The organism is Desulforhopalus sp. IMCC35007 (genome assembly GCF_005116575.1).
Lineage (GTDB): Bacteria > Desulfobacterota > Desulfobulbia > Desulfobulbales > Desulfocapsaceae > Desulforhopalus_A.
The window spans coordinates 15486-35869 of sequence record NZ_SWCN01000027.1; the positions used below are offsets into that span (position 1 = coordinate 15486).

12 protein-coding genes and 2 riboswitches are annotated in these 20384 nt (G+C 47.3%); of the genes, 8 read left to right on the plus strand and 4 right to left on the minus strand.

The annotated features are described in order from the left end of the window. Positions 1 to 228: 228 nt before the first annotated feature. Complete coding sequence (locus tag FCL48_RS21150; protein WP_136875409.1) at positions 229 to 1437, minus strand: hypothetical protein; 1209 nt, start codon at positions 1435 to 1437, stop codon at positions 229 to 231. Positions 1438 to 1872: 435 nt separating this feature from the next. Next, positions 1873 to 1946, minus strand: a riboswitch (cyclic di-GMP riboswitch). A gap of 503 nt (positions 1947 to 2449) precedes the next feature. Continuing rightward, a riboswitch (cyclic di-GMP riboswitch) is annotated at positions 2450 to 2523 on the plus strand. A 327-nt stretch (positions 2524 to 2850) separates the two neighbouring features. Between FCL48_RS21150 and FCL48_RS21155 the strand changes: the two genes are divergently transcribed. From FCL48_RS21155 to FCL48_RS21185, 7 genes are all read left to right on the plus strand, one after another. Next, positions 2851 to 6945 (plus strand): S8 family serine peptidase, encoded by a 4095-nt coding sequence (locus FCL48_RS21155; RefSeq protein WP_136875411.1) that lies wholly within the window; start codon positions 2851 to 2853, stop codon positions 6943 to 6945. Positions 6946 to 7356: 411 nt separating this feature from the next. Continuing rightward, positions 7357 to 7806 carry a hypothetical protein gene (locus tag FCL48_RS21160; RefSeq protein WP_136875413.1) on the plus strand — a complete coding sequence of 150 codons (450 nt, stop codon included), beginning with the start codon at positions 7357 to 7359 and terminating at the stop codon, positions 7804 to 7806. 150 nt (positions 7807 to 7956) lie between these two features. After that, complete coding sequence (locus FCL48_RS21165; RefSeq protein ID WP_136875415.1) at positions 7957 to 8340, plus strand: hypothetical protein; 384 nt, start codon at positions 7957 to 7959, stop codon at positions 8338 to 8340. Between the two features lie 158 nt (positions 8341 to 8498). After that, positions 8499 to 10349 (plus strand): YcaO-like family protein, encoded by a 1851-nt coding sequence (locus tag FCL48_RS21170; protein WP_136875417.1) that lies wholly within the window; start codon positions 8499 to 8501, stop codon positions 10347 to 10349. A gap of 155 nt (positions 10350 to 10504) precedes the next feature. After that, entirely contained in the window at positions 10505 to 12490 is a 1986-nt protein-coding gene (locus FCL48_RS21175) for an alpha-amylase family glycosyl hydrolase (RefSeq protein ID WP_136875419.1), read from the plus strand. Between the two features lie 289 nt (positions 12491 to 12779). Then, positions 12780 to 13229 carry an SRPBCC domain-containing protein gene (locus FCL48_RS21180; RefSeq protein ID WP_136875421.1) on the plus strand — a complete coding sequence of 150 codons (450 nt, stop codon included), beginning with the start codon at positions 12780 to 12782 and terminating at the stop codon, positions 13227 to 13229. A gap of 562 nt (positions 13230 to 13791) precedes the next feature. Next, positions 13792 to 14868, plus strand: a complete 1077-nt coding sequence (locus FCL48_RS21185) for a diguanylate cyclase (RefSeq protein WP_136875422.1) — start codon at positions 13792 to 13794, stop codon at positions 14866 to 14868. A gap of 192 nt (positions 14869 to 15060) precedes the next feature. On the opposite strand, the gene FCL48_RS21190 is transcribed toward FCL48_RS21185, so the two are convergent. The 3 genes from FCL48_RS21190 to FCL48_RS25060 form a co-directional block, all read right to left on the minus strand. Next, on the minus strand, positions 15061 to 17349 hold the full coding sequence (locus tag FCL48_RS21190; RefSeq protein ID WP_136875424.1) for a PAS domain-containing sensor histidine kinase: 2289 nt from the start codon (positions 17347 to 17349) through the stop codon (positions 15061 to 15063). Positions 17350 to 17769: 420 nt separating this feature from the next. Next, a complete protein-coding gene (locus FCL48_RS21195) occupies positions 17770 to 17958 on the minus strand; it encodes a hypothetical protein (RefSeq protein WP_136875427.1) in 189 nt (62 codons plus the stop codon). A 196-nt stretch (positions 17959 to 18154) separates the two neighbouring features. Further along, positions 18155 to 18322, minus strand: a complete 168-nt coding sequence (locus FCL48_RS25060; protein WP_169309313.1) for a hypothetical protein — start codon at positions 18320 to 18322, stop codon at positions 18155 to 18157. A 420-nt stretch (positions 18323 to 18742) separates the two neighbouring features. Here FCL48_RS25060 and FCL48_RS21200 point away from each other — a divergent pair, with 420 nt between their 5' ends. Further along, a complete protein-coding gene (locus tag FCL48_RS21200) occupies positions 18743 to 20356 on the plus strand; it encodes an AMP-binding protein (RefSeq protein ID WP_136875429.1) in 1614 nt (537 codons plus the stop codon). The last annotated feature ends 28 nt before the right edge of the window (positions 20357 to 20384 follow it).

Genomic DNA, 20384 nt, shown 5'->3' on the forward strand with positions numbered 1-20384 from the left:
TTGCAGATCTATCTATTCTGACCCATGCAAATGAAAGAGTTCTTTTTGTTACAGCTCATTGCTGGCACAGCGCATGTTCTCCGACAACGAGATTCGAGGTGACCTCGAATCTCGACCGTAATAATATGATTTTAAATCGTTTTTTTATACTGCATATTGGCGGCAATGCAATTTGGTCGCACTTTTGCAAAAGTTTACGACAAAACTACAAAAACAAGCTTCTTGAATTTACTCTCCTATCTTTGAGATTGTATAACGTAAATCACCCACATATGTGCCGTTGAAAACAACGGTTTCACGCCAAGGTCCCTCCTGAGTTCTTCGTAAAGTGAACCACTTTTCTTTTTGACCGGAATGAACTGACCCAAGATTAGTGGTACCCATAAATTGCTCTTTATAATAGGAATCAATTCTGATTGGGTGATTTGAGGTGACATGAGCAAAAGCCAGATACAATACAACATCGCCATAAAGATAACCGGACTTGCCACCCCAAGGATTTATAAGCGTGTTACCACTACGTTTTGAACCTATGGCCCCACCTATAAAAGATGCAAAAGCATATTCATTTTTCATTGACACCAGCCGGGGCCTTACCCAAACAGCCCAATCCTGTGCAGACGATTTTTCTCCGGCATCAATAGAAAGAGCAATTGTTCCTGTCATATTGCTAAACAGAGACAGATCCTGGCTGAAATCACTGATAAGATATCCGTTCATTTTTTTGTGATATTCACGTCGAAGGGGTATACCATTGTATTGTGGAAATTCGGCCCAGATTTCGAAGTATACTCCATCTGAGACTCCAGCCCCGTCAATAAAACCAAGCTCTGCACGAAACTCTGTACCATGGGCAGGCAGGTTGATATTTGAATAGCGGCCAACTATGCGCCCTCGAGGTTGCCAGTGTGGATGGGTCTCCAATACTTCGCGATATGTGCGTTGGTTTTCAAGTTTGACACTGTTTAATACACGGACAAACCCTTTATCATCTGAGCCACTGCCAGGATAGGGCAAGATTTGCCAGGCATTCGTCCATTTTGCACTTGGTGCTTTTTGAATAAAATCGTAAAAAATGCCTGGTTCAGGATTTTCACAGACGATCTCAGAGAAACCGTCACAGAAATCTTTGTCACATATTTTACCACTTTTTAGAGTTTTAGTAGGAGTGGTCTTGCCAATGTTTGCAGCTTGCTTCCAGCTATTAGAACGGGATAGATTATTCTGTTTGCACCAGGCCGTAGCTGCAGGCTCTCCGCACTGGACTGTCCAGTCCAGACACCAGTCTAAACGATATTGTTGATTCATCGGTTCGCTATAGCGAATGAGACCGGAACCAATCTGGGCACTGGTACTGTCACCGTAGGCGGGACAGCATGGGAAGAGAAAAAAACATAGCAAGACTAAAGGCCGGTAGATACTTTTCACTCTTTTCATTTCTAACCTCTCTTAAGGACACTGTGGTTTAAAAAAGATTGTGGTACAGACCGTATTTTTCCCAACCATGGTATAATGATCGCCTCATAAACATCTCGATCCAATTGTACAAGACGCTGCTTTCAGTCCAGATTTTCTCTTAAACACCTCTTAAATGTCATTGTTCCGGAGTATTCCGAGCTACAAGGCAGTTCATTGAGATCGTTGTCTTGCTCCTCACTTCTATATGAACCCAAATCCTCCCCAGTTTAAACGCTGGCTTGAGGGACCCGACTTTTCGCCATCGTTGTTGAATGCTTGTGAAGCTCACTTCGTTATGCCGAGTTTATACATTTCTCAGGTGAGCATGCTGCTTACTGTCATCATAAGTAGCTAAAACAACTTTCAAGACCTTTCAAAGGGATCTCCCATTAAAAAAGCCGGGCCACCTGTTTCTAAGGCAGCTCGGCTATCCGTTAAGACCCGTTGCTTTCCGTGCCTGCCTTGCAGCAGGGTCGGCTTTATCTCATGATGAAAATTATCTTTACCCTAAATTATATATGAGGGTGTATTCGCCTGTCAATGTGACGGAGTAGTACTGCTTAACCCTGAATGGCATCGCACTGCCAGCTCTGATTAATTCCTGTGACATGGCTGTTATCAGGGCGGATGTTCAAACAGCCTTTGGCCAATTTCGAATGGTCGACAAAGAATCGATTGGAGAGATCTCCGTTAAAGGTAAATTTTGTCGCCGCATCCTATCTTAAAAATTCTTCAAGTTGGGGGCGAAATAGAATTTGGGAAAACAATTACACTCAACAAATGAACAGGAAGCATAATCTGACTTTTTACCATAGCATTCGGAAGTGGTAATAGAAATATTATCTGTCAAATGAACCGTTTACTGCATGGTATTGCAAAACATGGCTCCACACTTTCTTCTGTTTTTAGTCTAATATCAAACCGGTATTACGCAGTGGTATTGATTTCCCTTTAACCTTTATTATAAAATATATTATCAAATATGATTCAGATAAGATAAAGCCGACCCTGCTGCAAGGCAGGCACGGAAAGCAACGGGTCTTAACGGATAGCCGAGCTGCCTTGAGAAAAGGTGGTTCGGCTTTTTGTTTTTTCTGACCTCGCATACCAGAACTGGGAAAACTCAATTGTATATATTTTCTTCTCTCGGTGCCTGGGGAGAAAGTTCTTAGTACCTACCGTGAATGTTCGAAGATACAAGCACAATATTAAAGTCATTGATCGTTAGAAAGGATACATGATTGAGGGGAGAGCTGATTGATCCAAACTTTTCTTTGAACAAGCGAGAAGATCAACTCCAGATACATTGAAAGTAGAGCGGTAAATACCAGTTTTTCATCAGAAACATACGGCCAAAACTGTTCTAAATAAAAGTTGTATGGAGGTGACAGTATGAGCAAGAAAGCGATAGTCTATACAGGCAAAAGATTGAATCGAATTGCTGAGTTGATTGATCAGCAAGGTGGTGAAATTCTGGCAAACTATGGACAATCACTTCTTGTCCGTATCGAAGAAGGGGGGCTGCAGGTTCTGCGTACAGCAGGATGTCGGGTACGCGAGCTACCTGACCAGCATGAGATAAAGATAGGCGGGTTCAGCATGGATACCAGGCGGCCCTCTGCAGTCTCAACGGCTGCAGGAGCTGCCGGGGCAGCACTGCCTTCAGGTCGAAGCCATCACATCATGTGTCTCATCGGGCCCATGCACCCTGACTGGAAGACAACGCTTGAGCGGATGGGCGTTGTCTTGGTTGAAAGTGTGGCCCCAGATCAATACCTGTTTTCCGTTGAGAGCGACAAGATAAATAAGGTGAGGCAGCTTACGTTTGTTGAGTCGGTTTCTCCCTACTCTTCTGCATTCAAGGTTGACCCGCTTCTTCTTGCGCCTGAGGTGCGGAATGCGCTCCCTGAATCGGATGCCATTTCTCCGCTTGCAACTGAACCGGTCGAGCTGGCGGGTCCGACAGACGCCCCCAAAAGTGGTGCCCTGACCTTAAAATCTCTTCGTCCCGTCCCGGCCCGGAGCCCCGATCAGGTAGGGAATATTGAGGCTGTTGTCTTTGCCGGGGAGGACCCGCTTGTTGTGGTGGATGCCATACGTAGCCTGGGAGCACGTATTATCCGGATGAGTGGGCAGGTGATCATACTGTATGCCGACACGTCACTGGTAGCAGCCATTGCCGCTATTCCCCAGGTGCAACGTCTTGCCCCTTACAGTCCTCCCACCCTGTCCAATAACGTGGCTGCAGACATCATCCGTGCCGATGTGCTGCACAATTACCACGGCCTGAATGGGAACGGCCAAATTATCGCAATCGCCGATACAGGTCTGGACACAGGCGTAGATGATGCCACTCTGCATGATGATTTCCAGGGCCGGATTGTAGCCATTCATGCCCTTGCCCGCCCAGGGGATGCCAGCGACATTGATAACCATGGCACCCATGTCGCAGGGTCAGTGCTTGGCAACGGCACCCTCTCTAATGGTCACATTCAGGGTATGGCCCCTGCAGCCCAGGTCGTCTTTCAGTCCACCATGGATTCCAACCGTGAATTGACGGGTATTCCGGTCGATCCGAGGGTCGGGTTTTTCGACGTGGCACGCGATGATGGAGCCCGGATTCACACAAATTCGTGGTCGTATCATGAGTCAGACGGTGTTTACAATTTATTCACCTCCCGGTGTGATGACTTTGCCTTCAACAACCGGGAATTTCTCATAGTTTTTGCGGCTGGCAATGATGCTCCGAAAAGGGTCAATGCACCGGCCTCAGGGAAAAACGTGTTGACAGTTGGTGCGAGTGAAAGCGTACAACCCACTTTGCCAGCCTCGGTCAGGTTTCCCAATAGCCCTGCCTATCCTGCAACGACGTATCCAGGAGGGCCGGTGCTGCATGGGGTCGCCGCAGCCGCTGATAACCAGAATCAGGTAGCGGATTTCAGCTGTCCCGGCCCGGTGCAGAACAACCGAAGAAAACCGGATGTCGTCGCACCGGGGAGCTGGATTCTCTCAACACGCGCCTCAGTGTCCACCAACGATTGCGGCCCTGATGGCCTAGGAGGAACCGGGGACGAGGATGGGACCTGGACACATGCCGAGGCGGTTGGATATGGTCTTCCGGGCCAACCAATCCTTTACGGCGGTGATCACAATGCTCCGGATGTGCCTCCAGGGTCTGGCCCCACCGCAGCAGATAATTACTGCTGGATGAGCGGTACCAGTATGGCCGCTCCTATAACCGCTGGTTGCTGTGCACTGATCCGCCAGTACCTGATCGAGCAGCGTGGACACACGCCTTCCGCCGCCCTTGTGAAGGCATTGATTGTCAACGGTGCGGTTGATATGGGAATGGGAATACCTCACAACGCTCAAGGCTGGGGCCGCGTTGACCTGACCAACACACTGTTCCCGACAGGTACCGGTCGTGTGCAGTTCGACGACGACCTGTCAAGCGCCGTCGCGACAGGTGATATTCGCAGCTATGATGTCCATGTCGCGTCGACGGCCATACCCCTCATGGTGACGCTGGTGTGGCGTGACCCGGCAGGTGCCGTGATCCAGAATAGGCTGTTCCTGCGGGTCATTCATGTGGCTTCCGGAACCGAAGCCACCGCAGACAGCATCACCGACATCCGCAACAATGTGCAGAAGGTTGTGGTTAATCCCCCCCAGGTCGGGCAATATCGCATTGAGGTGGAAGCGGTGAACGTGGCCACAGGAGTGCCGTCTTTGGCTGGGCTGCGTCAGGATTATGCGCTGGTGGTTGCCAACGCCACCGGTTTTTCCTGCCAGCCTTCAGACATCGTCCAGGTAATCGATCGCTCGGGCAGCATGGGCTATTCCGGATACATGGATCCGGCTAAGGAACGAGCCAAGCAGATGATCGATATTTTGCAGATTAACGACCGGACGGGACTGGTCTCGTTTGCCGCGTCCGCTGTCGAAGATATGGCCCTCACCGCCATAGACTCCCAGGATGACAAGGACGATGCTCACAATCTTATCGACCCGATCACCTCAGGCGGGATGACAGATCTTCGCGAAGCACTGCAGCGTGGAGTTACAACACTCGGGGCAGATACCGGACGGCCGCGCGCCATTGTTTTTCTCAGCGATGGCTATCATACAGAGCCGCCACCGCTGATTGACGATATATTCCTAGACGGAATTACAGATGAAAATGTGAAGGTCTATACGATTGCTTTGGGCCCGGCCAGCGATATAGCAGTCCTCAACAATATCGCCGTCCGCACCGGCACCGGTGCCGTTTATTCCGTTGAGTCCGCGGCGGACCTTCATAAGCTGCAGGAAATCTACTATGACATTATGGGCCATGTCGGTTGCGGCGGTGTTGCCCACCTGTCCTCGGTGCCGCTGACCCCAGGGGGCCACCTGGAGGAAACCGCATATATAAACCGGATTACCCGCGAGGCCTTTTTCTCGGCAGCATGGCCGCGTTCGGGCGTGGAGGTTGTCTTCGGGATCAGATCCCCATCAGGCAGAGTCTATTCTCCAGGTACTGCGGATGTTTGTTTTTTCCAGGGCTCAAGCCATGCCTATTATCGCGTCGTCCACCCCGAGGCAGGAGCCTGGACGCTCATAGTCGACCACAAGGGCGGTGGCGGCAACAAGCCCCTTGCGATCACAACGGCAGTTATGGCCGATTCAGACGTAGAATGTCTGGCGTCTCTGGATCCCAAGTATCTGTACAACGATCAGGTTCTACTGTCCTTCAAGGCGCAGCTGGCCGGCAAACCGCTTACAGGGGGTAAAGCCAGTGCCAGCATCACTTTTCCCACCCGGTCCATTGACGATTTGCTCAAGCAGTATGCTAACCAGCTTAAGGAGATCAAATTGGACGATCAAGCCTTGAACGGAGACAAGGTTGATCCGGATTTGACGAAGCTTGGATTGTTTGCTGCCCAGATCATGGCTGACGGCCGGGATATCTACGAGCGGGAACGGGTGCGGATCGAACTTACAGACGATGGAAGACAAGCTGACCCTCAGCCTGAAGACGGCATCTACACGGCTTTCTTTGATCCGAAGGCTGCCGGGGTGGCTGGCAACTATCTGATTCAGGTATCATTTGAGGTTAAAACAGATCAGTTGGGCATCCACCGCTGTACCAGGTTGATCCCGATCTACGTGCCGCGGCCAGAGCAACCTGTGGAAAAGCTTGTCATAAAAGATATCTTCAGTCGGCGTAACAAGCGGTGGATTTACACTCTCATTGGTGCCAGAATTTTAATGGCTGATGGAAGTTTGGCAACACCGGCCAAAGGCGTGAGTGTCAGCATGATCTTGAATCAAGGTCGTAGAAAATTACGTTCCGGTGACCTGCCTTTCCTTCGAACCGGTGGCTATTTCATCTGGCGTTGTAACTGGAAAAAAGAGGAATTCCAGAGTGGATCGGCTGAGGTCAGTGTACAGGCCAACCTTAACGGCTCGTTGATGGCTCAAGCCAGGGAGAAGATAACACTTTAAAAAGCGGGATAAAATCTATTGAGTCGTAGGGTGAGCTTTTGATCTGAAACGAAAAAGACTCTGTTTTCTGCGATAGTCAATATTTTAAAATGAAAGCAGGTCGTTGAGTTTGTAATCACAATACTCATGAGAAATGCTGGCTAAGGGGGTGAGGTGGCCTGGTCGTTTTACTTGCTCCGCATAGGTAAGTTCACGGTCACTCTGGTCACCTTGTTTACAGGTAAATTTCAAAAGAGGAGGGTTGTAGAAGTATCGATAGAGAAGAGCTCTTGGCGATTCGATTGAGCTGAGACCTGTTCATGTCATTGTTATTGGTAACATATTGAAAAGTATCGGTTTTTAAATTGGATTTTTCACCGTACAATGCTTGTTCCTGTATTTAACATTCCAATTACTGAGGAGGCCGCAGCTATGTTTCAATTCTCATCAATGCCTATGATGCCAATGTCTTTTCCTCCAGTTCAGCCCACAGCCGAACAAACTGCTGAAATGCAGCGAATAGCACTTCAGTATCAACAACAACAACTGCTCCAACTGCAACAAAGAGTAGCGCAATATTCCAAGTCAATTGAAGAAACATTAGCCCAGATTGAAGAGGCCCTTACTAAAAAGCCGGGTGATGAGGCAATAGCCAGCGCGGCAGCCAGGGCCAATGTTCTTGGCCAGGATTTGGGGCAGAATCAATCACAATATCAGGCAGCCAGCCAGGTCCAGCAGCAATGTTTGCGTAGTAATGCTCTAAGGTATGACCCGCAGAGGTTTGATCCGCAGAGGTTCGATCCGCAACGGGCTAGCGATCTCCAAGGCCCCCAATCCTATTATCAAGGCGGCCTCGGCGATTTCGGGCGACCTGTCTTTTAAACCTGAAATGTCCTGCGATAATTGGTAATCCCCGCCATTTGGTATGGTTTAAATCCACACCAAATGGCGAGGAGAGATCTTGAGTTGCCATGCAAATATCGATGAGGGAAATGTTGCGAGGTCGGATGACCATTTAAGAGGGATATCTCTATGCTTAACCCGATACCATCAGGAATGTCCCCATACCTTGCTTTAAATCAATCCCCAGAAAAACGCGCTATTTTAAAAAACGGAGAATACAGATATGAGATTTTTTCCGAAAACAGCCTTGATTGCGCAACCTGTCTCTGGGCAGCTGCCAGGTGTATCTGCTCAAAATCAGGAATTTCTCCAGACACAACATCCATGGGGGCTACCCTGGGAGGGGCCTCAGTTTTTTCGGGCCGGCTTCCCACCTCAACTGGTACAAAATTTTCCAGTACCACAATGCATGCCCTTTTTCACACCATTGAGCTCACCATTGCTCTTTCAGATGGAGCAGGAATGGTTACAAGCCGCACCGCCTTTTGGGCGATGGGTCAATCCTTTTATTAGATATCCGACATTTTAAAGACCCTGCTGTCAGTATGGTATGGGAAATACAGGCCGATCAAACTTTTAGTTGGTTTGTAATTTCTGTTGGTTACTTATGTACATGATTTGTCAGACAAACCTATGGTTCACATCCACCTATTAAAAATCATGAGGTAGTCATGTTTGAAACCATTCACCGTCCGTACAAAGAACGAAGCGCGCAGCAGACCATCACCTTGCTGAGGACACTATTAGCCCAGATTGGATTGTTGCCTGAAGAATCTTTTTACGGCAACCCCTACCCGGAATTATTTTCTGTAAGCCTGTCATTGCCTGAGGAAAAAGGAGGTTTCCGGGCCAATGGCAAAGGTCGAACCGCCGAATTTTCTTTGGCAAGTGCTTATGCCGAGTTCGTCGAACGAATGCAAAATGGCCTCTTCGCAATCTTCCCACGAACTATTGTCTCCCAATTTAAACAAAACTATGGATTTTACTATATGCCGGATGAGTGTTATTTGACACATGACGAATTTTCTTCTTTGCCGGATGAAGTGACCAGCGATATCGTTCGCTATAATGGAGCCGGCCGAAGTGAGTTCATGATGTCGTATCACGCCAGGGTGAAAACGAACGGGGCCCCCGGTGTGGTTGCTGTACCGTTTTTTGACACGAAGAACCGGAAAGTTATTCCGCTCCCGTTAAACCTTTTGCTGCTCACAATTGGTTCAAATGGAATGGCCGCAGGCAACACGAGAGCTGAAGCAATATATCAAGGACTGTGTGAAATACTTGAACGATGGGGCGCTGCAGAGGTTTTCTTCGGCCAGATGACGCCTCCAACTATACCTCATGAATATTTAGCGCAATACGAACCGGAGGTAGAAATCATTAAGGCCATTGAAGCCTGCGGCAGGTATCGGGTGACAATTAAAGATTTTTCAGCCGGGCAAAAAATCCCTTCACTTGGTCTTATAGTTGAATACCCCGAAAAACATACATATCGACTTAACGTGGGCTGCGACACCTGTTTTCAGGTTGCCTTGAGCCGCTGCCTGACTGAGATCTACCAAGGAATTGCCAGTGATGCCATGTTCGACGAAACTGCTCTGGCAAAACCCATGGAAGAGGCATCCTATTTTACCAAGAATGATGAAAATTCGATGTATGCACGGTATATCGAATTCGCACAATTTACCAAGGACAATCGAGGGCAGTATCCACTCAGCCTGTTTGCCGAGAATCCCTCCTATGAGTTCGACCCTCAGGTGTGGACCCAGGGTGACTCCCATGTTGAGGAGGTTCGACGGTTGATTGGCTTTTTTCATTCCAAGGGTCGAAATGTCTATCTGCGCGACGTATCCTTCATGGGATTTCCTTCGGTTTTTTGCTATGTACCAGAGGTGTCAGCCATGGGCCGCAAAAACGTACCGCCCCCAGTTATAAACGATACGCCGATCATGCTGGATCTTGACAAGATTGAACCAAACGCACTCAAACTCAAAAGCTGCTCCGATGAGGAGTTGATAAAGATCGCAGAAGTATTGGAAAAACTGGGTAGTCCAACTTCATTCGTGGATGTATTTGGCATTAGCTTGAAACAGGAATCGCCCTGGACACAATATAATGTAGCCTTCATGCTGAGCCAGACATGGTACAAACTCGGGCATTTCGAACGGGCGAGGGATAATTTTAAAAAATTTCTTAAAACTCGTGAGGACGATAAAAACCCCTACTACGAAATGGTGGATCGATATCTCGACTGGCGGGCTGAAGGTTTTTCTGCAGAAGAGGCCGGGAGCAAGCTGGCAGATGACACGAAAGAGGAGGAGCTGGCCCGCATCGTCGTTGAGGATCTGGCTGATCCCGCATCGATCTTCCAATATACTCGTTTGCCCAATTGTCCTGACTGCTCTGCGTGCGAACTGCAGCAGGACTGTGTTACCACTGGCAAGCTTACTATGATGGAAAACGTGCAAAAAGCCTTGACAACCCAGCTCATAGATCAGGCTGAGTTAGCCTGGACCATCTGATGGGGAAAACACCATGTTTTCATTTTTCTCAAATCGTTCAACATTGAGAGTTGATGTGAATACAACATATTGTGCCATCCTGAAGGGAGATTTCTTGATCAGCAAGTTGAACCCGTAACAGTATAGAGCAAGGCCATTGAGGGAGTGGGAGAACTATGAATGGACAACATTTTGCAAGTCTTGATCATGTAGATGACAATACCCCTATGGGCGGTAATTTGCTCGGTACGGGGGAAGGTGCGACTTTTCGTGTCTGGGCACCATCTGCTCGGGAGGTTTGGGTTCGTTGGGATTACCAAAAGACCGAACAGGGAGATTGGAAGAATAATGCAACTGCAGCTCTTCAACAAAAAGGTGGTGGCTTCTGGGTTGGTTTTGTCCCTGGTCTTACGGCTAGCGAAAGCTATATGTATTACGTGGTGGGTCCGGACGGCGGCATGGAAGGGTTGAAACGTGACCCGTATGCCCGTGATCTGACGGATGATCCCATGTGGCCGAATTGCCATTGTCTTCTCATCGATCCGCGCTCTTTTCCCTGGCACGATCAAGACTTTCGGCCCCCGCCTTTTCACGAGCTGATTATTTACCAGTTACACATCGGAGTCTGGTATTTTCCAGCAAATAGAAACAATGGGACATTTTTTGAAATCATTGCAAAACTCCCTTACCTGAAAAATCTGGGTATAAACGCCATCCAGCCTCTACCTATTGAAGAGTTTTCGGGTACTTTCAGTCTCGGTTATAACGGTGTAGATTACTTTTCGCCAGAGACGGATTACGGTGTCCGAGATACCGATGCTGCTTTACAAACGTATCTGGCGTCAATAAACACGCAACTGTTGGCCATCAATCCTGGTTTTTCTCCATATCGCCTCGAGGATATACAGGGCACTGCCAATCAACTGAAGGTTATGGTTGACATGTGCCATCTCTATAATATCGCGGTTCTGCTCGATGTTGTCTATAACCATGCCGGAGGTGATTTTTCCGGCGGTGAATCGATTGCCAATGATAGGAGTATTTTCTTTTTTGATTGCAAATCGCGCGGGAATCTAAATGACAGCCTCTATTTTACCGACCGGGGCTGGGCTGGGGGACTGGTCTTTGCATACTGGAAGGATAATGTCAAACAGTTCCTGATTGACAACGCGACGTATTTTCTGACTGAATACCATTGCGATGGCTTTCGTTACGATGAGGTCAGTGTCATAAAAAACGTAGGGGGTTATCACGGCTGGCTGTTCTGCAAATATGTTACTGAGACATGTAAATACATTAAACCAGAGGCCATTCACATCGCAGAATGTTGGCCGGTAGAGTCGGCAATCGTTAAGCCAGCCTCGCAAAATGGTGCCGGTTTTGATGCGATTCAGAATGACGGGCTGAGGGATGCGGTCCGGAGTGCCATTGGTCAGTCTGCCCAAGGGGCATCTGCATTTGTTGATATGGAACGTATCGGCAGAGAAATTGCATCACCGATACTCAATGATAGATGGCGGGCGGTTCAATGTACTGAAAATCACGACCTGGTCAGGCATGACAGGGGTTGGCGCATTCCCAAAATCGCCGATAGTTCCAACAGCCGTTCCTGGTACGCACGGAGTCGATCGCGGGTTGCAATGGGGCTAACGCTCACGGCAGCAGGTATTCCTCATATTTTTATGGGGCAGGAAATGCTTGAAGACAAGCAGTGGAGTGATAATCCCCAGCACCCCTTCCTGATCTGGTGGGAAGGCCTGGATCAGGGCGACAAAGCCATGGTGGATTTTCTTCAATTTACCCGAGAGGTCATTGCCGTCCGAAGATCCCAGAAAGGACTGAGAGGTGACGGTATCAATGTGTATCATGCAAGTAATGATAATCGTATTTTAGCCTTTCACCGCTGGGTTCCCCGGGAGGGTTATGATGTAGTTGTTGTAGCCAGCTTGAATGAGTCTACTTTCAATAGTTATGAGCTGGGCTTTCCGATTAACGGCTATTGGAAAGAGGTGATCAACAGCGATGTGTATGATAACTGGGCCAATCCCTGGGGTACCGGCAATGGAGGAGAAATATACGTATCCGGTGGCGGTATGCACGGTCTGCATTTTTCAACATCCATAACAATCCCGGCAAACAGCATTCTTATTTTTTCAAAGTGAATCAGTGAGGTGCAGGGTTTGCTCAACTCCTCGCAACGTTGCATTCCATTCGTTATAGCGAGAGACCTTCCGGGAAAACCTGCTTAGAACGAATTTATCTGGTGTTCCTCAACTGCTTCCTGAGTCTTGCTAGAAACCCTGGTAGCTTCTGTTTATTCTTACCCAAATTGGTAGATATCGTTTGACATTATTTTTCCCCAAATTACATACTATATGAGTATGTGCCACATAGTGGCATGAAGGTCGGGCAATTGATATGTTATTTAGTGGTTATGCAGAGGAGGAACAAATGAAGACATTACGCTATTCAATAAAAATTGATGCAGATAGAAGTCATGTTTGGAACACCATGCTTGAACCTGGGAAATATGAACAGTGGGTGAAGGCTTTTTCAGAGAACTCTGGTTTTGAAGGCCGATGGGAGGCCGGGGCGACTGTTAAATTTGTTGATCCGAATATGGGTGGAACGAAAGCAATATTAGAGATCTTTGAACCCCACAACTGTATTTTGGCTAAAAATGTTGCAATGATAACTCAAGAAGGAATTGAAGAAACGGAAAGTGAAACAGCACGGCAATGGATCGGCACCACAGAGAAATATCTTTTGTCCGAGTCTGAAGGCAAAACGATCTTAGCCATTGAAATGTACACCCATCCGTCGTTTGTCGAGATGTTCGACTCCTGTTGGCCCAAAGCACTCGAAAACATTAAATTACTCTCTGAAGGCCAAACCATTTAGAATGCATAGCCAGTACGTATTCAAGACGACAAAAAGCTGTAGTAACTGACCGACCTGTCTAAATTGCCGATTCAACGTCTGTGCTTTTTTTGACTGATAACTGTATATTTTTTCTATGAAGGCAGGGTCTTGCCTGTCTGGTTAAAAGAGCTTTCAGATGGTAGAGCGTATCTGGAGAGATACAGGAACTATACGTATCAACTTTTGGTTTTTGGGAAGAGTTTGATCTTGAAAAGAAACAGCCTCTTAGCAGATTGTATCTCCTCCGACCTGTGCGACCTGTATCTCAGCGAAGATGAGCCACCCTGTGATGGTCAGGTACTTTGGTTTTCTGTTGGGGGAACTGTTGACAACTTTTGAGAATTATAGGAACATTTTTGTAGAAAATATCCTGTAACGGTAAGGTTAAGCGCAATAAGCGAGGCAGAAAAAAAATTGCCTAAATCAGCCTGAGAAGGTAGCCTGTAAGGAGTCGATTAAACAGATCCCGTCTGAAGACCATTTTTTTAGTTTGCCCCAAAAGGCAAGTACTTATCATCTAACCAACGAGTACGCCGATTTTATGGACCCGATAATGGACTTCAGCGAAGCGGAAAGAAAACGCAGTTATCAACTCAACCTGCTGATTGGGCTTATCGGCGGTGTTTTTCTCCTCGCCTTCGGGATCAATGCGCTGGTTGATGGCAAGTTTTTACTTGCTGCGAACCTGATTTTACCCGCTGTGGTCGGCCTCGGTTCTTTGCTGCTTATGCGGTCGACTATCGACCTGCGTTACGGTAAAAACGGGGTTTCTCTGGCTGCAAGTTATTTGTTCCTTTACCTGATTATCAGTGGTGGTGTCGAAGGTACGGGTCCGCTATGGTGTTACTCTCTGCTTGCCCTGATAACTTTTCTTCAGGGTCTGCGACGAGGCATCTGCGTGGTCGCTGGACTCACTGTCTTAACCCTGTTGTTGATGTTCATACCTAACCTGCCTTTTGCGATTGCAGAGTACAGTATTCTTTTCAAGACACGCTTTATCGCCTCTTTTCTGGCCCTGGCAATAATGGCACTGATTTATGAGTATCTGCGCGCCGAGAGTCAGGCGCGATACCGGTTGATCAGCAGCCAGTTCGACAAGGCATCCCGCACCGATGATTTGACCGGGGTGGCTAATCGCCGCGAGATGAATGCACTATTGAAAATGGAGTACGGCAAATTTATGCGATATGGGCAGACGTTTTCGGTAATCATGCTCGATCTTGATCGATTCAAGCATTTGAACGACAGCTTTGGTCATGGGTTTGGCGACCGGATGCTGATTGAAGTCGCTTCACGGCTGTCTGCAAACATCAGGCAGACGGATCATGTCGCTCGCTGGGGCGGCGAAGAATTCCTGATTCTGCTGTCACAGACTAATCTGGCCCAGGCAATCAAAGTGGCGGAAAAACTGCGATTAGTTGTGGCTGACATTGAATCGGGCGAATTACCGCGACGTCAAACTATAACCGCAAGCCTGGGTGTGCAGAGTATCGAATATGCTGAAACGGTTGAGAGCCTGATCAACCAGGCTGATGATCGCTTGTATCAGGCTAAAAACGGTGGCCGAAATCGGGTTGTCGCCCAAAATGTTTACCATTCTGAGGCTAATGTCGATTGAGGTTCTGACCCGTCCTTTAGATGTCAGCCGACTTTGTTGATTGACAGTGGGCTGATCACCCCGCACAGTACCACCATTACCGGCACAATCGAGTACAGCCGATCAGCGATCTCAATAGTTGAGGATACTTATCTGCAATGGTCATGTAATCCCGCATGTTAAATATTTCAGTTTTTGACAGGCGAGGTTAAGTTATTTTTGGGAGTTTGTAAAAGCTTCCTTTATTGCTCGGACGAGTTCATGTAGTTGATATGGTTTAACAAGAGCCCCACAAAAGCCATATTCATGATGACTGGACATGATTGGATCGGTAGAATAACCACTTGATACTATCACTTTGGCCTTTTTATCTAGAGACAATATTGCTTTTACAGATTCTTTTCCCCCCATGCCTCCAGAGATTGTCAGGTCCATAATTGTTAAATCTATAGGAGAATCGCTTTCCATTGCCTGTTTGTATAACGATACAGCTTCACCTCCATCTTTGGCGAGGACTGTTTCATGTCCCATGCTTGTCAGCATAGCCTGAGACATATTCCTGACCATTTCTTCATCATCCATTACCATAACTTTTATTTTAGCAGGATCTGTATCAATAATTTTTTCTTTCTGGGCTTCCTGGTGGGTCTGCGTTGAAGCAGGGAGAAAGATTGTAAATATTGTCCCGCAGGCCGATGTTGACTCTACCTGAATATGACCATTATGCTTTTTTATTATTGAGAAGGTGATAGCCAGTCCGAGACCGCTGCCTTCTTGTTTTGTTGAAAAATACGGATCGAAAATCCTTCCAAGTATGTTGGCTGGGATGCCTACACCGCAGTCTTTTATGCTCAGCTTAATGTAGTTACCTGCGCGTAGAGAAATTGTGCTGGCCTGTTCTTTTTGAGTATAGTTTTCGCAGACAATTTCAATTGTGCCGCCATCAGGCATAGCCTGGTTAGCGTTGAGAATAATATTTTGTACTACCTGGCTGATCTGGCCTTTGTCGATTTCAACCAGCCAGAGATCATCAACGAATTCATATTTTGCTATAGATTTCTCCCCATGGAGAATAAATTCAGCAGAGTCCTGAACAACTTCTTTGAGAGACGCTGCTTCTTTTATTGGCTCACCCCCTTTTGAAAAGGTAAGCAATTGTTGGGTGAGACCCTTCGCACGAAATGATGCCTTTTCTGCCTCGATTAGGAGTTTTTGTGTTTCTGGCGTAAGCTGAGAATCAAGACGAGCTAAATTGATGTTACCTAAAATGGATACCAAAATGTTGTTGAAATCGTGGGCGATTCCACCTGCCAATACTCCAACGGACTCAAGTTTATGCAGCTTCAGCAGGTCTTCTTCTGCACGTTTTCGGTCGGAAATATCCAGGTGCGTCCCTGACGCCCTCAGTGGATTTCCTTCGGCATCTTTTTCAACAACTTTTCCTCGGCCGAGAATCCATTTGTAATCGCCATTTTTCCCTCGAAGACGAAACTCGATATTCCAGTTTTCGTTGTTTCTCAGGTTTTCATCTAATGCTCTGAGAACACGTTTTTTGTCTTCTGGATGCAGAAGTTTTAACCAGGTTTCTTTTGTGTGAGAATGCTCGGTAGGAGCATAGCCAAGCATGCTTAGATATTTGTCATTGAAGAACGTTTCTCCGGTTTGTAAATTCCAGTCCCATAAACCTAAATCTGAACCTTCAATCGCAAGTTTCAATTGTTCCTGGCTTTTGCGCAGTTGATCTTCAATCGTTTTTCGCTCTGTTATAACCTCAGTGTAGACAATAATACCTCCAATGGTACCGTCAGATTCATACCATGGGCGGCATTCCCATCGTGTCCAATCAACGGAACCATCATCTCTAGAATAGGAGTCTTCCTCAGAACTTAATACTTCACCTTTCAGACATTTCTGATGAACATCTCTCCATTTTTGAGGGAGATCAGGAAATACCTCATAATGATGCTTACCAATGACTTTTTCTTCCTTTATTTTGTATTCTTTGAGATATCGATCACTGACATAAATATAATTCAAGTCCCTGTCATGCACAGCAATTGCACTTCGAGCATGAGATATGACATAGTCCATCAAGTCCCGAGAATGTCTGAGTTGCTCCTCAACTTGTTTTCTTCTGCTGATATCATTGAAAATAAAAAGTAAATAATCCTGCTTTTCCGCAACAAAAGGCATTATATGATAATTGACAGTGACTGCTTTCCCAGTGGATGAAGTAACAGACACTTCACCATGTCTCTCCTTTTTTTCTCTGATTACAGCTCGTGCCGCATCTAATAAACCGGATTGTTTCCATGAATCCAGAGAGTTGATGTTTTGCCGAAGAATCTGAGATCTGGTTTTGCCAACCATCTGACACATTCCATTGTTCACTTCCAGGTACTGACCTGAAAAATCGCAGACCGCCATCCCTACAGAGCCGCTTGAGATTATTGCTTCATAAAAGCGAAGGGTAGATACTGATTTTTTTTGAGAAAAATTCATGCTTTTATTAGCTTAGAATTCTGTTTTTAAACCGCAAATGTCGAGTTCTGTCATCTCTTTCCAATTTTACATTTTTGAATCAATGTATCGAATACGTTCAATCAAGGAAAATGGTTAAAATGGTCATGTGGGTTGCCCCATGCTGAACAAGAAGTTTTGTAGAAACTACGCCGCATTCTGTATTGTTATACAGAAAGAAATCATGTTAGGCAAGATGCAAGACAACAGGGCAGTAGGGGGTAAGGACTGGATAGAGACTTGCACTGCCGATAAAAAGAGGCATGCTAATCCAGCGACTAAGGCTCATTCCTGTTTTTCTTCAAATTCCGTTTGGTAAATTACGCCTTGACCTAAAACTGCAACTTCCGGAAGAAGGTAAAACCGTACGTTCAGGAATGAGTTTAAGATTGCAGATGAATCTTATCCCCTGCGAAAAAAAGGGTGGGAAAAATCAAGAACCTGAAGCCCCGGGCCGTGAAAATTATCTGCTACAAAACCCTGATAAAGACAATTTCGGGCAAGGAAAAAACCGCCTGCCGTTTGAATTACATCCGTGCCAAAACTGGCTGTCATCTCCTGTACCTTGATCAACTGCAGTTTCCTGGTCATGTCTCTCCTGATCCTCTTGAGAATCTTTGGTTTTTCCTGCAAAATCGGGAGTTAATGGTTCGAGAAATGGTTCAAGGCAGTTCTCGGTGCTGGCAGAGAAGGTTGTTCTACGCCGCAGCAGATACTATCAATACGCTGCCAGCCCAGCATGAGTGGGGTAAGCTGAATGTACCGGGCAAACTCTATTTGAACTGGATCACGGACAGAGTGTGCGTGGTATCGTCGCCTTCTTGTTTATCACCTCAGGGTTGTCAAAGGCGGCATTGAAATTCAGAACAATGACATGGTTGCCTCGGATGATGAATCCAGACGGGCCGTCCTTTTTTTCGCCGGCCTGATCCACCTGCCCGATGCGTGTCTCCATTTTGGGCCATCAGTTCAAGCCTGTCACTTGTATCAATACCATAACCTACGTTGGCAAACAGAACGTGACGTAAAAGCTGTTGTTCCATGCGTCCTGTTTCATGCCGTCGTGGACAGCCTTTAATCCGACGGTACTTTCTAGGTTGTGAACCTAGAGCTTTTCAGTTTTTTTCCCAGATAGAAATAAGTTTTGTGCCGATTGTTTCATGTCGTTAAATCAAATATTTTTCTCACTATACATAGAACGCTGTAATGCAACAGACTTAAACTGGTTTTTATCTGACAGGTTGTAAGGCGTCCATCATCGGGCGCAAAGATCTGCGGGAATTTTGTTAATACTCGCCTGACGACCACTTTTTTCGGTCGCCACGCTGTGCGGGGATACGTTCCTCCACGAAATAATAATACAGGAGTTCCATTGGTGTTCAGGCAAAGTGTGAACAGTGACATGCTCAGTCCGGTTTCGTTTCTCGCCCGGAGCGCTCGGGTCTATCCGAACAAGGTTGCCGTGGTCTATGGAGATCGCAGGTACACCTACCGTGAATTTCAGGAGCGCATCCACCAGCTGGCACATTCGCTGTTGGAAAAGGGTATCGGCCCCGGCGACAAGGTGGTTTTCATCTGTCCCAATACACCGCCTCTTTTAGAGGCGCATTACGCCATTCCCATGATTGGCGCTGTCCTGGTATGTGTCAATACCCAGTTATCGGGCCAGGAATATCTTCATATCATCAACCATTCCGAAGCAAAGGCTGTTTTTGTCGATAACGAATATGTAGCGCAGATCCTTGCTGTGGTTGGCGATTTTGCCAAGGTTAAACTGTTCGTCAACATCTGTGAAAACAGCTGTTCACTCCTTTTGCAGGGTCCGGAATATGAATCTTTTCTCCTGGGAAGGGCAAAGACACCGCCCGTGGTTGAAGGCATTATTGATGAAAACGCGTTGATCTCCATCAATTATACCTCCGGAACGACAGGCAAACCGAAAGGGGTTATGTACAGTCACCGTTCAACGTACCTGCATACCCTGGGTGAGATCGTCGAGTCCTCGCTGAAACCTGCCTCCGTGTATCTCTGGACCCTGCCAATGTTTCACTGCAATGGCTGGAGTTTTCCATGGGCGGTTACCGCGGTGGGGGCAACCCATGTCTGTCTGCGAGAATGTCTGCCGACAGAGATTTTTCAGTTTATTGAAAAAGAAAATGTCTCCCATCTCTGCGCTGCACCGACGACCCTGCTCAGGATGATCTGCTCTCCGGAGGCGGCCAGGGTGAGACTGCACCGTCCCCTGGAAATTCTTACCGCCGGGGCCTCTCCTTCGCCCACGATCATCCAGGGGATGGAGGAAATTGGTGCAAACGTCACCCATGTCTACTGCCTGACTGAGCTTCATGGCCCGCACAGTGTCTGTGCCTGGCAACCATCGTGGATTGAACTTGATCCAGAAAAAGTATCGAGAATGAAAGCGAGACAGGGGGTCGCATATACCACCAGCATCCATATGGAGGTGGTTGATCCACTGACGATGCAGCCTGTACCGGCTGATGGGCAGACCATGGGGGAGGTGGTGATGCGGGGCAATAATGTCATGCTCGGCTATTACAAAGACCACGAGGCAACCCAAAGGGCTTTCCGGGATGGGTGGTTTCACAGCGGTGACCTGGGGGTCATACATCCTGACGGGTATATCCAGGTGATGGATCGAACCAGCGATGTCATCGTCAGGGGTGGTGACATCATTTCTTCCATTGAAATTGAGGATATTATCTACCAGCATCCTGATGTTCTGGAAGTAGCTGTAGTTGCAATCCCGGATCCAGTCTGGGGCGAAGTGCCGAAGGCATTTGTCGTTCCCAAATATGGTACAAATCCCACCGGGGAAGAAATTATCGATTTCTGCCGGAAAAATCATGCGGAGTATAAATCACCAAAGACTGTTGAATTCTGCCAGCTGCCCAAAACGGCAACCGGTAAGACCATGAAAGCGAAACTGCGGCATCAGGAATGGTTTGGCCAGGATCGCCATGTGCGTTGAGCGGGACTGGTTAACCACAATGTGCCGG

Bases quoted from the DNA above. Each gene is read 5' to 3' on its own strand.
- FCL48_RS21170 (WP_136875417.1), top strand. From the start codon at position 8,499: ATGTTTGAAACCATTCACCGTCCGTACAAAGAACGAAGCGCGCAGCAG.
- FCL48_RS21185 (WP_136875422.1), top strand. From the start codon at position 13,792: ATGGACCCGATAATGGACTTCAGCGAAGCGGAAAGAAAACGCAGTTAT.
- FCL48_RS21165 (WP_136875415.1), top strand. From the start codon at position 7,957: ATGCTTAACCCGATACCATCAGGAATGTCCCCATACCTTGCTTTAAAT.
- FCL48_RS21155 (WP_136875411.1), top strand. From the start codon at position 2,851: ATGAGCAAGAAAGCGATAGTCTATACAGGCAAAAGATTGAATCGAATT.
- FCL48_RS21195 (WP_136875427.1), bottom strand. From the start codon at position 17,958: ATGACCAGGAAACTGCAGTTGATCAAGGTACAGGAGATGACAGCCAGT.
- FCL48_RS21150 (WP_136875409.1), bottom strand. From the start codon at position 1,437: ATGAAAAGAGTGAAAAGTATCTACCGGCCTTTAGTCTTGCTATGTTTT.
- FCL48_RS21180 (WP_136875421.1), top strand. From the start codon at position 12,780: ATGAAGACATTACGCTATTCAATAAAAATTGATGCAGATAGAAGTCAT.
- FCL48_RS21190 (WP_136875424.1), bottom strand. From the start codon at position 17,349: ATGAATTTTTCTCAAAAAAAATCAGTATCTACCCTTCGCTTTTATGAA.
- FCL48_RS25060 (WP_169309313.1), bottom strand. From the start codon at position 18,322: ATGGAGACACGCATCGGGCAGGTGGATCAGGCCGGCGAAAAAAAGGAC.
- FCL48_RS21160 (WP_136875413.1), top strand. From the start codon at position 7,357: ATGTTTCAATTCTCATCAATGCCTATGATGCCAATGTCTTTTCCTCCA.
- FCL48_RS21175 (WP_136875419.1), top strand. From the start codon at position 10,505: ATGAATGGACAACATTTTGCAAGTCTTGATCATGTAGATGACAATACC.